At 72.3% G+C, this 15,318-nt stretch carries 9 protein-coding genes; 2 read left to right on the top strand and 7 right to left on the bottom strand.

Translation table 11 applies throughout. From position 1 onward, the window contains the following. Positions 1-19: 19 nt before the first annotated feature. From AB0B29_RS06295 to AB0B29_RS06285, 3 genes are all read right to left on the bottom strand, one after another. The gene (locus tag AB0B29_RS06295) at positions 20-1,726 is read right to left on the bottom strand and encodes a serine/threonine-protein kinase (protein WP_362234651.1); all 1,707 of its coding nucleotides are present in this window, start codon (positions 1,724-1,726) and stop codon (positions 20-22) included. 166 nt (positions 1,727-1,892) lie between these two features. Next, the gene (locus AB0B29_RS06290) at positions 1,893-4,415 is read right to left on the bottom strand and encodes a protein kinase (protein ID WP_362234649.1); all 2,523 of its coding nucleotides are present in this window, start codon (positions 4,413-4,415) and stop codon (positions 1,893-1,895) included. A 153-nt stretch (positions 4,416-4,568) separates the two neighbouring features. Then, positions 4,569-6,668, bottom strand: coding sequence for a serine/threonine-protein kinase (locus AB0B29_RS06285; protein WP_362234646.1), 2,100 nt, complete (start codon positions 6,666-6,668; stop codon positions 4,569-4,571). A gap of 171 nt (positions 6,669-6,839) precedes the next feature. Between AB0B29_RS06285 and AB0B29_RS06280 the strand changes: the two genes are divergently transcribed. Continuing rightward, the gene (locus tag AB0B29_RS06280) at positions 6,840-7,883 is read left to right on the top strand and encodes a serine hydrolase domain-containing protein (RefSeq protein ID WP_362234644.1); all 1,044 of its coding nucleotides are present in this window, start codon (positions 6,840-6,842) and stop codon (positions 7,881-7,883) included. Between the two features lie 91 nt (positions 7,884-7,974). Here the strand turns inward: AB0B29_RS06280 and AB0B29_RS06275 are convergent, their stop codons facing one another. Then, on the bottom strand, positions 7,975-9,681 hold the full coding sequence (locus AB0B29_RS06275; RefSeq protein ID WP_362234642.1) for a glycerol-3-phosphate dehydrogenase/oxidase: 1,707 nt from the start codon (positions 9,679-9,681) through the stop codon (positions 7,975-7,977). A gap of 269 nt (positions 9,682-9,950) precedes the next feature. Here AB0B29_RS06275 and AB0B29_RS06270 point away from each other — a divergent pair, with 269 nt between their 5' ends. Then, complete coding sequence (locus AB0B29_RS06270) at positions 9,951-11,159, top strand: nucleotide sugar dehydrogenase (protein ID WP_362234639.1); 1,209 nt, start codon at positions 9,951-9,953, stop codon at positions 11,157-11,159. A gap of 406 nt (positions 11,160-11,565) precedes the next feature. Here the strand turns inward: AB0B29_RS06270 and AB0B29_RS06265 are convergent, their stop codons facing one another. From AB0B29_RS06265 to AB0B29_RS06255, 3 genes are all read right to left on the bottom strand, one after another. Further along, complete coding sequence (locus AB0B29_RS06265; RefSeq protein ID WP_362234637.1) at positions 11,566-12,690, bottom strand: GuaB3 family IMP dehydrogenase-related protein; 1,125 nt, start codon at positions 12,688-12,690, stop codon at positions 11,566-11,568. 105 nt (positions 12,691-12,795) lie between these two features. Next, complete coding sequence (gene guaB / locus AB0B29_RS06260; RefSeq protein ID WP_362234634.1) at positions 12,796-14,301, bottom strand: IMP dehydrogenase; 1,506 nt, start codon at positions 14,299-14,301, stop codon at positions 12,796-12,798. A gap of 149 nt (positions 14,302-14,450) precedes the next feature. After that, complete coding sequence (locus tag AB0B29_RS06255; RefSeq protein WP_033311556.1) at positions 14,451-15,038, bottom strand: sigma-70 family RNA polymerase sigma factor; 588 nt, start codon at positions 15,036-15,038, stop codon at positions 14,451-14,453. Positions 15,039-15,318: the final 280 nt, after the last annotated feature.

Raw genomic sequence — 15,318 nt, 5'->3', positions numbered from 1 at the left:
CCGCCCGCCCGCGGTGTGCCTACCGGGGCTGCCGCCACCCCTGCAGTACCCACTTGAACTGCTTGCGCGTCTTCTCCCAGTCCTCTTCCGGTGACGACATGTAGATCGCGTACTCGACGCCGTCCCGCGAGAAGTACGTCTCCTCGACGGCGTGGCGCGGCCCGGCGACGTAGGGGGGATCCTTGGCCAGCGCCGTCCAGGTGTACTCCCACAACGAGCCCTTGCGGTCCCGGTAGGTGTTGTCCTCCATGGTCACCCGCTGGTAGTTCACCAGCCTCTGCACCTGCTGCTCGAGGTCCTCCTGGTGGGACCGGGCGTCGGCGAAGTCCGGTGACGCGTCGATGGCGACGCGGACGAAGTGCCGGCCGTCGTCCGGCGAGTAGTCGATCTGCTTGAGCTCGCCCTGCGGGCCGAAGGGCTTGCGCTTCCAGCCCTTCGGCAGATAAAGGCTGAACCCGACGGGATCGTCGTAGCGAATCCAGCTGTCCGGAACCGATCCGCCCGCCGCCTGCGTGGTCGTGGAGGTCGTCGAGCCGGATCCGTCGCCCTGCGCGGGCCCGTTCCACTGCTGGAGCACCACGGCCGTACCCCCGCCGATGATGGCCGCCAGCGCGACCACCAGGGCCAGGGTGCGCAGTCGGCGGCGCCTGCCCGAACCGGTCGGCTGCGGGGCCGCCGCAGGGCCGACCACGGTAGGGCCGTAGGGCGGGGCGCCGGTCGTGGACGTCCCGGTGGCCGGGTTGCCGGCCAGGGGCGGCAGCGGCGTCCCGGTGTGCGACCCCGAGCCGGTGCCGGACGTACCGGTGGCCGTACCGCTGGTGGCCGTCCCCGTGCCCGTTCCGCTGGGGTGGTCGCGGTACGGGGTCGTCCCCGCGTACTGCGTCGGCACATACGCCTGCGCCCCGTTCGGCCGCCGTCCCTCCGCCGCCTCGGCGAGCATCTGCTCGGCCTCGGACACGTCGGGCCGGGTGGCCGGATCCTTGCGCAGCAGGGCGGTGATGACGGGGGCGAGCGGACCGGCGTGCCGGAGCTCGGCGGCCTCCTCCTCGACCACGGCCTGCATGGTGGTCAGCGGTGTGGTGCGGCGGAACGGCGACCGGCCCTCCACGGCCGTGTAGAGCGTCGCGCCGAGTGCCCAGAGGTCGGAGGACGGGCCGGGGTCGTGGCCGCGCACCCGCTCGGGCGCCAGGTAGTCGACCGAGCCGACGACCTCTCCGGTGCGGGTGATGGTCGTGTCGCCCTCGATCTGGGCGATGCCGAAGTCCGTGAGGAGCACGCGCCGGTCGCTGCCGAGCAGGACGTTGCCCGGCTTGATGTCGCGGTGCAGGACGCCCGCGGTGTGCGCGGCGCGCAGGGCCCGCAGCACCCACAGGCCGATGCGCGCCGCCTCGCGCGGCTCGACGCGCCCTTCCTCCTTGACCGCGTCGGCCAGGGAACGGCCCTCGACCAGCTCCATCACGATCCAGGGGCGGCCGTCGTGCTCCAGCACGTCGTGCACCGTGACGACCGCGGAGTGGTTGATCCGCGCGGCTGCCCTGGCCTCGGCCCGGGTGCGCGCCAGCAGGATCGCCTGCTCGCTCTCGGAGACGTAGAGGGCGGCGGTCAACTCCTTGATGGCGACCGACCGGTGCAGCACCTCGTCATGCGCACGCCACACCCGGCCCATGCCGCCACTCCCGATGGATTCGGCCAGCCGGTAGCGGCCCGCGACGAGCAGGCCCTGCATCTGATTCACGTTGCCCCGCAATGGTCTTGACAGGGTCAGCGTAAGGACCCGCCCTCACCCAGGGAACAAGCGGGGTACCACGGTGACCGCACTGTGACGGTTGTCGCCTGCCGGGACGCGAGGCAACCAGAGGGTGAACTGTGCGTACAGGCGGCGCGCCGGTCGCTCACTTCGTCGCCTTGTACGTCGCTGCCGCCTGCTCGTAGAGCCGGGTCACTTCGTCCCGGTCGGACTCCGGGCCGCGCACCTGCACCACGTGGTAGCGCCCCGCGACCAGCATGGCGAGGTTGCGGACGTACAGCTCGCCCCCGTCGCCGCCGGTCCAGGTGAACTGCCCCTCGGCCATGGTCCGTCCACCCACCTCGATCGTCTTCAGCCCGGTGGAGGTGGCCCAGCTGGAGTCGCGGTACGGCTGCAACTCCGGCTCCTCCTCCCGCTGGTAGGCCATCGGATCACGGCCGTGCTCGGACGCGCTGTCCCGGCCCGGTACGACGATGAGCTCGAAATCGCCCTTGGAGTAGACGACCTGGCCGCTGCCGCCCCGTACGGCGCGGCCCCAGCCCTTGGCGACGGCGACCTGGAAGCCCGCCGGGTCCTTGCGGAGGGTGAAACCGTCGCCGACGTCGGGACCGGTGGTCTGCGTCTCGGTGGTGCCGGCCGACGACGAGGGGCTCTTCTCCGGCGCGGGCGAGGTCTGCTCGGGCCGCGGCTCGCTGCTGGCGTCCGGCTCGGGCGCCTGACTCACCTCACCTGCGGCACCGGTGCGGTCCGTGCCGCCCGCGCCCTCGCTGTCCGACTTGGGCATGAAGAGCATGGCGTAGGCGATCGCCGCGGCCATCGCGAGCAGGACCAGCAGGAGCAGGGTGCGGCCGAGGCGCCGCGGCGAACCGGACTCCTTCCTGGCCCGCTTGTGCCGCCCGTGATGCGCGGGCAGCCCTGCCTTCCGCCGGCGCACCAGCTCGCCCCGGCGCCGTACGACGGGCAGCCGGCCGGCGTCCACGGGCGGTGCCGGGACGACGTGCACCCCGGCCTCCGGCTCGGGCGCCGAGCGCACCAGCGAACGCAGCCAGCCCCGCACTTCCTCGAAGTCGAGGCGCTCGGTGGGGTCCTGGCGCAGCAGCGACTCCACCACCGGCCGCAGCGGTCCGCACTCCTCGGCGTAGGCGGGCGGTTCCGCGCACACCATCTGCACCAGCTCGGCCGTCGACTCCTCCGGGTAGGGCGCATGCCCCTGTACGGCCCTGAAGAGCAGCGCGCCGAGCGCCCACAGGTCGGTCGCGGGTCCGATCGGCGCCGCCAACTGCCAGTTCTCGTGCACCGGTCCGGCCTGTTCCGGAGCCCAGCGCTCGGTCACCGGCCCGACCACGGCCATCCGCGCCTGCCGCGCCCGTTCGGCGGCCAGCGCCGTGGCGGGACCGCGCCGGGGGGCGTGGGTGTCGGCGACCAGGTCGTCCCACCGGGCGGATTCGCCCTGGGCCGCGGTCTCGGGGGCCGGCGGGAGCGCCGCCTGCTCCCCACCGCGCGGCGCCGGCGCCCCACCGGTCGTGCCGCGGGGCGCGGCGCCATGCCAAGCGGCCGGCCGTGGACCACCGCTCACGCCGTAGGGGTCCGCGATCCGCCCCGGCGGTACGGCGCCGGGCGCCGTGCCCTGCCCGGGGATGTACGGCGACTGTGACGATCCGCTGCCGTAACGCGCCTCGTCGCCGTCCGGGGCGGGCCGGGCTCCGGGCAGGGCCGCCCGCCCGCCCTGCTGGACCTCCTGCACCCGGGCTGCGGCCCGGGCACCCGCCCGGTAGGCCGCGATGGCCCCGGCACGCGCCGCCCGCGGGTCCCCGCTGCCCTCCACCGGCCCGCACGCGGGCACCACCGGTGCACCGCCCGCGGCGCCACCTCCTGCCGAGGGCAGCCCCCTGGCCTCCCGGGCCTCGATGGCAGCACGCCGCGCGGCCTCGGGATCACCCGCGCCACCGGTGCCACCAGCCGGCCCCGAACCTCCCGGAGCGCCGACGCCGCGGACCGGCCCGGCACCGCCGCCCTCCTGCACCGACGGCTGCCCGGACTCCTCGAAGGCCGGTTCCGGAACCGGGTCGTACCCGCACAGGGCCTCCTCGGCGGCACCCACCGCGAGCCCGGTCAACATGACCCGGCCGTCGTCGCAGACGAGGACCGTCCGCGCGGTGATGTTCCGGTGCACCCAGCCGTGCGCATGCAGCACCCGGAGGGCCATCAGCACGTCGGAGGCCACCTCGGCCGCCCGGTACGGCGACAGCGGCTTCTCGGCGAGCAGCGCCGCCAGCGGGCGCGCGGCCACCAGTTCACTGACGATCCACAGCGAGCCGCCCTCGGCGAACACATCGAAGACCTGGTCGAGCCGGGGATGGTCCGGAATGGCCGCGGCAGCCTGCGCCGCCTCCACCGCGCGTCGCACCACCGGGTCCGCGGGCCGCCGGGGCCCACCACGTCCGCCGGGCCGCCGCCCGCCGCCGTCCCTGGCCGTGAAACCGTCGGGCAGCCCCTCCGCGTCGAGCACTTCGGCCTCGACCACCTCGGGCAACGGGATCTGCCGGACCAGGACTTCCTGTCCGCTGTAGGTGTCGAAGGCCCGGGTCTCGGTGAGTTCGTACTCGTCGGACGGGGGCAGCGGCAGGCGGTAGCGGTCGGCCAGCACCCGACCCGCGTAGTCGTCCACGTTGCCTCCCCCGGCAGCCCGGTCGGTCACATCCGTTCGCCCCACGGTCCGCTCCGACTGCGCACGGTCCGCAAATATTTACGATACGTGCCGCAGGCAACCCGCATTGGGGGGATGCCAGATCTCACTCCCCAAACCCCGGGGGCCTCATGCTCAGGACTTGGGTTCGAAGGTCTTCGTCAGGGTCCGCCACGTCTCCTTGCGCAGCGCGCCGTCCCAGGCGGACGCCTTCGCCGTGTACATCAGCGCGTACCCCTGCCGGTCGTCGACCACGAAACCCCGGTCGATCGTCCGGTACCCGGTGCCGCCGTCGGTGTAGGTGAACTCCCAGTCGGCCGCGTTCCAGCCGCGGTAGTCCACCTTCTCTATGCGGATCTTCTTGTACTGCGCGCGCACCATGTAGCGTTCCTGGTTCTTCCAGTCCGCCACCGGGTCGCCCTTGGGCGTGGACGTCCAGGCGATGAGCAGCTTCTGCCCGTCGGGCCCGGTGAAGCGGTCGCCCGCCGCGCCCGTCGACTGGTACTTCCAGCCCTTCGGCAGACCGATCGAGTACCCCTGGTTCCCCTGGTGGGTCGACTCCACCGCGGCGGCGCCCTTCCCACCGGAGCCGCCCTCGTCCGACGAGCCGCTCGCCTGGCCGTCGGGCTTGCTGTCCGAGGCGCCTCCCGAGGGCGCCGCCCCGGTCTGTGCGCCGTCCGTGCGCGTGCCTTCGCTCTCGTCGCCCTTGGTGTCCGCGCTGCTCGACGCCGAGGCGACGGTCTTCCCGCCGCCCTTGCCGGAGGCCCCCTCCGACCCCTTGTCGTCACCGCTGAGCACGATGGCGAGCACGGTGCCGATCACGGCGAGCGCCACGACCACCGCGATGATCACCAAAGTCCGCCGCGGCACCACGTCGGTGAGCGGCGCCCGGGGCACCGGCCTCGGCGGCAGGTCCGGCGGCGGAACCACGGGCCATCCCGAACTCCGCCCTCCGGAGGCCGTCTTCGGCTCCGGCGCACTCCGCTCACCGGCGCCCGAGGACGCGGCCGAGCCCGACTGCGCCGCGGACCCACCCGCGGCGCCGGTCCGCCCCGCGCCGCTGTCCGACGCGGAGGAGGTCGTACCCGCCGCCCCGGAAGCGGCCGCATCGGCACCGGACTCGGCCGAAGCCGACTTGGCGGAAGCCGACTTGGCGGAAGCCGACTTGGCGGAAGCCGCAGCCGATCCCGCGGCCGCGGATCCCGCCGCGGCCTTGCGCACGGAACGCAGTGCTCCGCGCAGCCGCTCCCCGGCCTCCTCGCCGCGCTTGCTCCCGGCGCCCGACGAACTCCCCTTGCGGGAGGACCTGTCCGGCTGCGCGGGCAGCGGCACGACCTTCGTCGCGTCCATCGGCTCCGGCTCGGCCTTTGCCGGCGCGTGCAGCACCGAGTTCAGCATCGCCCGGGCGCCCGCGTCGTCGAGTCGCTGCGCGGGGTCCTTGGTGAGCAGCCCGTGGATGACGTCCGTCAGCGGACCGGCGTTCTTCGGCTCCTCGAGCGGCTCGGTCATCACGGCCGTGAGCGTCGCTATGGCCGACCCCTTGTCGTACGGCGGCGCGCCCTCCACGGCCGCGTAGAGCAGGCCGCCGAGCGACCACAGGTCGGCCGCGGGACCCGGCTTGTGCCCACGCGCCCGCTCCGGGGAGATGTAGGACGGCGCGCCGACGAGCATGCCGGTCGAGGTGATGGACGGGTCGCCCTCGACCTGGGCGATGCCGAAGTCGGTGAGCACGACCCGGCCGTCCTCGGCGATCAGCACGTTCGACGGCTTCACGTCGCGGTGCAGGATGCCCTCGCGGTGGGCGGACCGCAGCACGTCGAGGACGGCGAGCCCGACCTCCGCGGCACGCTTGGGGTCGAGGAGGCCGTCCTCACGGATGACCTCGGCGAGCGACTTGCCCTCGACGAGTTCCATGACGATCCAGGGCCGGTCGTCCTCCTGGACCACGTCGAAGACCGTCACGGCGCTGTTGTTGCGGATCCGCGCGATCGCCTTGGCCTCGCGCAGCGTCCGCGTGATCAGCCGCCGCTTCTCCTCCTCGTCGATGTTCGAGGGGAACCGCAGCTCCTTGACGGCGACCGTCCGCCCGAGGGTCTCGTCCTGGGCCCGCCATACCGTGCCCATGCCGCCGCGGCCGAGTACCTTGCCCAGCCGGTAACGCCCCGCGAGGAGACGCTCCCTGTTGTCCTGACGAGTGTCCTGACGAGATGTGCCCGCCCGCTCCGCCTCCGACATGCGTCCCCTCATACAACCCGCCCTGACAGAGCCTCCATTGTCTCTCACCCGACAAGTGCCCGGCGCCCAGGGGCCCCCTGCTGGGCACCGGCGGCCCCGCCCCTCGCGTACCCGGGTGCGGCAGGCCTCACGCCGCCTTGCATGATGGGCTCTGACCTGGGAGGAGACCGTATGCCACCGATTCGGACATTGCTGGCCCTGCCGGTGGCCGCCGCCCTGTTCGGCCTGCCCCCGGCCGACTCGTCGGCCCTCTCGATGCCGCCCACGGACACGGTGCTGCCCCTGCTGGTGACCCAGGGCAGGGCACCCGCCGCGGCGCTGCTGGCCCAGGAGGGCACCACCACCCGCTATGCCGCCGCCGGTTCGGGAATCGCCCGGTCGGACCATTTCCGCGCCGGCAGCATCACGAAGACGTTCATCGCGACGGTCGTGCTGCAACTGGCCGCCGAGCACCGGCTGTCACTGTCCGACACGGTGGAGCAGCACCTGCCCGGCCTGGTGCGGGGAGCCGGCAACGACGGCCGCGCGCTGACCCTGCGCTCCCTGCTCACCCACACCAGCGGCCTGCGCGACTACACCAAGGACACCGGCGGGACCGCGCCCGTCACACCCCGTCAGGCCCTGAACCTCGCTCTCACCCACCCTCCGGCCGAACGCGGCCGCTTCTCGTACTCCAACACCAATTACGTCCTGCTCGGCCTGGTCATCCAGCGGGTCACCGGCCACTCGTACGCCACCGAGGCCGAGCGCGGCATCATCACTCCCCTGCGTCTGACGGGCACCTCCTTCCCCGGATCCCGCTCCTCGCTGCCCTCACCGCACGGCCGCGCCTACGCCGCCGACGGAACCGACGTCACCGAACTCGACCCCCGGGTGGCCGGGGCCGCGGGTGAGCTGGTGACCACGCTCGCCGACCTCGACCGCTTCTACGGGGCCCTGCTCGGCGGTCGGCTGCTGCCCCCGCACTGGCTGCGCGAGATGCTCGACACCCGTGCCGCACACGGCGCGTACGGCATGGGGCTCTTCCCCGAAAGGCTTCCGTGCGGCACGACGGTGTGGGGACACAACGGGCACATATCCGGCAGCTACGTGCGCACCGCAGCCACTGTCGACGGCCGGCGGGTCCTCACCTTCCGTGTGAACACGGACGCGATAGCCGACCCCGGCCTCGAACCCGCGGTGCTCGCGGCCGAGTTCTGCCCCCGCACCTCGTAGAACGACCCGTCCTCGAACGAGGATCCCGCTTCCCGCCACTCGTTCGAGTGACATCCGCAGGACCCCCGCCGTCGGGCTGCGACGGCACGATCTACAACGGCACGATGTCCGGCGCCCCCAGCCGCGCCGCGTCCGCCGTCAGGTCGTCAGGCTGCCGCTGCGACTCCCGCTCGGCCTCCACCCGCTTCTGGTAGTGCTCGACCTCGCGCTCGATCTGGCCCTTGTCCCAGCCCAGCACCGGCGCCATCAGCTCGGCGGCGTCCCGCGCGCTGCGGGCGCCCCGGTCGAAGGTCTCGATCGATATGCGCGTGCGCCGGGTCAGCACGTCGTCCAGATGCCGGGCTCCCTCGTGGGAGGCCGCGTACACGATCTCGGCGCGCAGATAGTCGTCGGCCGCGGACAGTGGCTCGCCCAGCGACGGGTCCTCGGCGATGAGCTGGAGAAGCTCCTCGGTCAGCGTCCCGTAGCGGTTCAGCAGGTGCTCGACCCGCACCACGTGCAGTCCGGTCCGGGCGGCGATCCGGGCCCGCGCGTTCCACAGCGCCCGGTAGCCCTCGGCGCCCAGCAGCGGCACGTCCTCGGTGACGCAGTCGGCGACGCGCATGTCGAGCCCGTGCACCGCCGCGTCCACCGCGTCCTTGGCCATGACCCGGTAGGTCGTGTACTTGCCGCCCGCCACGACCACCAGCCCGGGCACCGGGTGTGCCACGGTGTGCTCGCGCGACAGCTTGCTGGTGGCGTCCGACTCTCCCGCGAGCAGCGGTCGCAGGCCCGCGTACACGCCCTGGACGTCGTCCCTGGTGAGCGGCACCGCCAGCACCGAGTTCACATGGTCCAGCAGGTAGTCGATGTCCGCGCTGGACGCGGCCGGGTGGGCCTTGTCGAGGTCCCAGTCGGTGTCCGTGGTGCCGACGATCCAGTGCCGGCCCCAGGGGATCACGAACAGCACGGACTTCTCCGTGCGCAGGATCAGCCCGGTCGTCGAGTGGATCCGGTCGCGCGGCACGACCAGGTGGATGCCCTTGGACGCCCGGACGTGGAACTGGCCCCGCTCCCCGACCATCGCCTGGGTGTCGTCCGTCCACACACCGGTGGCGTTGACGACCTGCTTGGCCCGGATCTCGTACTCGCCGCCGCCTTCGACGTCCTGTACCCTCGCTCCGACGACCCGCTCGCCCTCACGCAGGAAGCCCGTCACCCGCGCGCGGTTCGCGGCCTTCGCACCGTAGGCCACCGCCGTACGCACCAGGTTCGTCACGTACCGGGCGTCGTCCATCTGCGCGTCGTAGTACTGCAGCGCCCCGACCAGCGCGTCCTTCTTCAAGCAGGGTGCCACGCGCAGGGCGTGAGAACGGGTCAGGTGGCGGTGCATCGGCAGGCCCCGGCCGTGCCCCCGGGCCATGGACATGGCGTCGTACATGGCGACGCCCGAACCCGCGTACAGCCGCTCCCAGCCCTTGTGCTGCAACGGGTACAGGAACGGCACGGGCTTCACCAGGTGCGGGGCGAGCCGTTCCAGCAGCAGCCCGCGCTCCTTCAGGGCCTCGCGCACGAGTGCGAAGTCGAGCATCTCCAGATAGCGCAGGCCGCCGTGGATGAGCTTGCTGGACCGGCTGGAGGTGCCGGACGCCCAGTCACGCGCCTCGACCAGACCTGTGGACAGGCCTCGGGTCGCCGCGTCGAGCGCCGTTCCCGCACCCACCACGCCTGCACCCACGACCAGCACGTCCAGCTCGCGCTCGGCCATGGATGCGAGTGACTCGACGCGCTGCGTCGGTCCGAGTGTCGCTGTCCTCACCGCTGCCTCCCGCTCATCGGTCGCGCCGGCCGCACCCGTCGGATGCGGCCCCGTCCGTATCCCCCTGCCCAGATTCTGACCGGGTTGCCCGACTTCAGCCACCACGGGCCCGCAGCCTGTGGACAACACTCACGGAACACTCACCGAAACTCGGCCGAGCAATCCCGCATATCGGTCATATTTACTCCTAGTCTGACATTGCGCTCGCCCGTCCTGTCCACCGGGCTTGCGCACCTGTCCCACTTCGGCTATCGGGAAGGACGGCCGCCGTGCCCGCAGATCTCGCCGTCATCGGACTCGGCCCGTACGGGCTGCCCCTGGCCCAGGCCGCCGTCGCCGCCGGCATCCCCACCCTCGGCTACCGGACCGGCCCCGAGACGGGCTCGCTGAGCCCCGCCGAACTGCGCCGGATGCTCTCGGGGGGCTTCCGGCCGGCCACCGACCCCGCCGAGCTCGGCAGGGTACGCACCGCGGTCATCTGCGCGCCGACCCCGCCCGGAGCGGACGGCGGCCTCGACCTGAGCCAGCTGGAAGCGGCCGCCCGCACCCTGGCCGGCCACCTTCGCCCGCACACCACGGTGATCCTGGAGTCATCGGTGTACCCGGGGACGACGGAGAATGTCCTGCGTCCGCTCCTCGAAGAGGGTTCCGGGCTGCGCGCGGGCCGCGACTTCCACCTCGCGTACTCCCCCAGCCGCGTCGACCCCGGCAACCGCGACGTCACGCCGGCCACCACGCCCAAGGTCATCGGCGGTCTCACCCCGGCCTGCACCGAGTCGGCCGCGGCGTTCTACGGGCGGCTGACGGACAAGGTGGTGCGCGCGCGTGGACTGCGCGAGGCGGAGACGGTGCAGCTGCTGGAGACCAACTACCGGCATGTGAACATCGCCCTCGTGAACGAGATGGCCGTCCTCTGCAACGACCTGGGCGTCGACCTCTGGGACGTCGTCCGCTGCGCGGAGACCAAGCCGTTCGGCTTCCAGGCCTTCCGCCCGGGCCCCGGCGTGGGCGGCCACTCCGTCCCCCAGGACATGACCGCCCCCGGCGGCCGCGGACTGCGCATGGTGGAACTGGCCCGGCAGGTCAACGACCGGATGCCCGGCTACGTCGTCCAGCGCGCCGCCACGCTCCTCAACGAGCACGGCAAGTCGGCCCGGGGCGCCCGTGTGCTCCTCCTCGGCGTCACCTACAAGCCCGACCTCGCCGACCTCGAGGGCACCCCGGCCCGCGAGATCGCCCTGCGCCTGCGGGAACTGGGCGCGACGGTCAGCTACCACGACCCCTACGTCCCGGCCTGGAGCGTCCACGACCACCCGGTCCCCCGCGCGGACTCCCTCTACGAGGCAGCGGCCGACGCGGACCTGACCATCCTCCTCCAGCAGCACCGCACCTATGACCTCCAGGGCCTGTCGGTGAAGGCCCAGCTGCTGCTGGACACGCGGGGGGCAGCGCCCATGGGGGCGGCGCATCGGTTGTGAAGGGGGGCGCGCGGGGTGCGTGAGCCCTGGGGACCGGTGGCATGCGGCACGCCGCGCGGGTACCTTACGGACACAGCCGGAGTCCACCGCAGCGGTCACTGCGGCAGGCTCCTGGATGGATCACGGAGTGTCCGCCCCTAGTTCTCGTGGGGGCGGCCGCTCACCATCCGAAAATCCGCAAGATCCACTTCCTCCGGCACTGCACCATCCGAAGACGGAGTCGGTCCCAGCGGGTGGGCTTGCGGTGACGTCCCATGGGCGCCCCCTTCCACGACGCCGCCCAGTGACCCGGTGGACGGCACGTCGGAATCGGGGACGGCAACACGCGCCCCGTCAGAACCACTTGGGCATGCAAAAGGGCCCGGTCACTCCCCCGAGTGACCAGGCCCTTCTCCGTCGGAACGGACTACCGCGAGTGCTGTGAGTCCGCCACCGTAACCTCGACGCGCTGGAACTCCTTGAGCTCGCTGTAGCCCGTCATGGACATGGCGCGGCGGAGGGCGCCGAAGAGGTTCATCGAGCCGTCGGGGGTGTGGGACGGGCCCGTGAGGATCTCCTCCAGGGTGCCGACCGTGCCGAGGGCGACCTTCTTGCCACGCGGCAGCTCCTCGTTCACGGCCTCCATGCCCCAGTGGTGGCCACGGCCCGGTCCGTCCGTGGCACGGGCCAGCGGGGAGCCCATCATCACCGAGTCCGCACCGCAGGCGATCGCCTTGGGGAGGTCGCCGGACCAGCCGACACCGCCGTCCGCGATCACGTGCACGTACCGGCCGCCCGACTCGTCCATGTAGTCGCGGCGCGCGGCGGCCACGTCGGCGACCGCCGTCGCCATGGGCACCTGGATACCGAGCACGTTGCGCGTGGTGTGCGCGGCGCCGCCGCCGAAGCCGACGAGCACACCGGCCGCGCCGGTGCGCATCAGGTGCAGGGCCGCCGTGTACGTGGCGCAGCCGCCGACGATCACCGGGACGTCCAGCTCGTAGATGAACTGCTTCAGGTTCAGCGGCTCGTGCGCCCCGGAGACGTGCTCCGCGGAGACCGTCGTACCGCGGATGACGAAGATGTCCACGCCCGCGTCCACGACGGCCTTGGAGAACTGGGCGGTGCGCTGCGGGGAGAGCGCGGCGGCGGTGACGACGCCGGAGTCGCGCACCTCCTTGATGCGCTGCCCGATCAGCTCCTCCTTGATGGGAGCCGCGTAGATCTCCTGCAGACGGCGGGTCGCGGTCTCCGCGTCCAGGCCGGTGATCTCGTCGAGCAGCGGCTGCGGGTCCTCGTAGCGCGTCCACAGACCCTCGAGGTTCAGCACGCCGAGGCCGCCGAGCTCGCCGATGCGGATCGCGGTGGCCGGGGAGACGACCGAGTCCATGGGGGCGGCCAGGAAGGGCAGCTCGAAGCGGTAGGCGTCGATCTGCCAGGCGATCGAGACCTCCTTCGGGTCCCGGGTACGGCGGCTGGGGACGACGGCGATGTCGTCGAAGGCGTACGCCCGGCGGCCGCGCTTGCCGCGCCCGATCTCGATCTCAGTCACGTCTGTGGCCTTTCCCTGATGCGTTGCAGCGTCTTCCAGTATCGCCGACGGGCACGACGAGGGCGGCCCCGGATGCCCCGGGGCCGCCCTCGGAAGGCCGGGCCGCTACTTGCTGCGGCTGTAGTTCGGTGCCTCGACCGTCATCTGGATGTCGTGCGGGTGGCTCTCCTTGAGGCCCGCGGAGGTGATCCGGACGAAGCGGCCCTTGGTCTCCATCTCCTCGATGGAGGCGGCGCCCACGTAGCCCATCGTCTGGCGCAGGCCGCCGACGAGCTGGTGCAGGACGTTGGCCAGCGGACCGCGGTAGGGCACCTGGCCCTCGATGCCCTCGGGCACGAGCTTGTCGTCGGAGCCGACCTCGGCCTGGAAGTAGCGGTCCTTGGAGTACGACTTGGCCTGGCCGCGGGACTGCATCGCGCCGAGCGAGCCCATGCCGCGGTACGACTTGAACTGCTTGCCGTTGATGAACTGCAGCTCGCCCGGGGACTCCTCACACCCGGCGAGGAGGCTGCCCAGCATCACGGTGTCGGCACCGGCGGCCAGGGCCTTGCCGATGTCGCCGGAGTACTGCAGGCCGCCGTCGCCGATCAGCGGGATGCCCGCCGGACGGGCCGCGAGGGACGCCTCGTAGATGGCGGTGACCTGCGGGACGCCGATGCCGGCGACCACGCGGGTGGTGCAGATGGAGCCGGGGCCGACGCCGACCTTGATGCCGTCGACACCGGCGTCGATCAGCGCCTGGGCGCCGTCACGGGTGGCGACGTTGCCGCCGATCACGTCGACGCCCACGCTCGACTTGATCTTCGCCATCCAGCTGAGCGCGTTGCTGTTGTGGCCGTGCGAGGTGTCGACGACCAGGAAGTCCACACCGGCGGCGGCGAGCGCCTGGGCGCGCTCCAGGGCCTCGGGGCTGGCGCCCACGGCCGCGCCGACGAGCAGCCGGCCCTCGGAGTCCTTCGCCGCGTTGGGGTACTGCTCGGCCTTGACGAAGTCCTTGACCGTGATGAGGCCCTTGAGGACGCCCGCGTCGTCGACCAGGGGAAGCTTCTCGATCTTGTGGCGGCGCAGCAGCTCCATGGCGTCCGCGCCGGAGATGCCGACCTTGCCGGTGACCAGCGGCATCGGGGTCATGACCTCGCGCACCTGACGCGTACGGTCCGACTCGAAGGCCATGTCGCGGTTGGTGACGATGCCGAGCAGCTTCTTGTTGCCGTCGGTGACGGGGACGCCGCTGATGCGGAACTTGGCGCACAGGGCGTCGGCCTCGGCCAGCGTCGCGTCGGGGTGCACCGTGATCGGGTCGGTGACCATGCCGGACTCGGAGCGCTTGACCAGGTCGACCTGGTTGACCTGGTCCTCGATCGAGAGGTTGCGGTGCAGGACGCCGACGCCGCCCTGGCGGGCCATCGCGATCGCCATGCGCGACTCGGTCACCTTGTCCATCGCCGCGGAGAGCAGCGGGATGTTCACCCGGACGTTGCGGGAGATGCGGGACGAGGTGTCGACCGCGTTGGGGAGCACCTCGGATGCACCCGGCAGCAGCAGCACGTCGTCGTAGGTCAGCCCGAGTGTCGCGAATTTTCCGGGCACTCCGTCGACGTTGGCAGTCATGACACCTTCCCCAAATGGCCTTGATCGGTGCGGATGTCCATGCTAACGGGAAGCGCGGCTGTCTCATTCCACGGTTCCGGCCCGCACCGGGCTTCGTATGTTCGTACGGAAGCGGCGCACCGCCTGTTCAAAGAAGGGCCGCTGAGGGCCTACTGCTCGGCCAGCGCCCGCAGTCGGCTCAGCGCCCTGTGCTGAGCCACCCGGACCGCGCCGGGTGACATTCCCAACATCTGGCCGGTCTCCTCGGCCGTGAGCCCCACCGCGATCCGCAGCAGCAGCAGCTCCCGCTGGTTCTCGGGGAGGTTGGCGAGGAGTTTCTTGGCCCATTCCGCGTCGCTGCTGAGCAGGGCGCGCTCCTCCGGTCCCAGGGAGTCGTCCGGGCGCTCGGGCATCTCGTCGGAGGGGACGGCCGTCGAACCGGGGTGGCGCATCGCAGCGCGCTGCAGGTCGGCGACCTTGTGGGCGGCGATGGCGAAGACGAACGCCTCGAAGGGGCGCCCGGTGTCCCGGTAGCGGGGCAGCGCCAGGAGCACCGCCACGCAGACCTCCTGCGCGAGGTCCTCCACGAAGTGCCGGGCGTCGCCGGGCAGACGGGACAGACGGGTGCGGCAGTAGCGCAGGGCCAGCGGGTGGACATGGGCGAGCAGGTCGTGCGTGGCCTGCTCGTCCCCGTCGACGGCGCGGTGGACGAGCGCACCGATCGCGCCCTGGGCATGGGCCGCCTCGTCGTCGCGCATCGGTCCATGGTGCCTTGCGGCCGCCGGGTCCGCGGCACCGCGCCCGTTGTTGTGCACTGAAGCGTTATGAGCAGGTGCGCCGGCACTCATCCCCTGCGCCCTCCCCTTCCGCTCGACCGACTCGTCCCCGAGGAACTCCACACCCTCAAGGATGCGGCATCCGCGGCGAAACGAGCAGCGGGCGTCCGGCGGGCCCCCGGTCCACCCACGCCCACCTGGCTTTCCGTGCCCTCACCACGACCGCTGGGGCCTGCCGTTCGAATCAGCCCGGGGACGTGGG

Origin of the sequence: Streptomyces tibetensis (genome assembly GCF_040647715.1) — a bacterium.
GTDB lineage: Bacteria > Actinomycetota > Actinomycetes > Streptomycetales > Streptomycetaceae > Streptomyces > Streptomyces tibetensis_A.
This window is presented reverse-complemented; position numbering and strand designations above follow the sequence as displayed.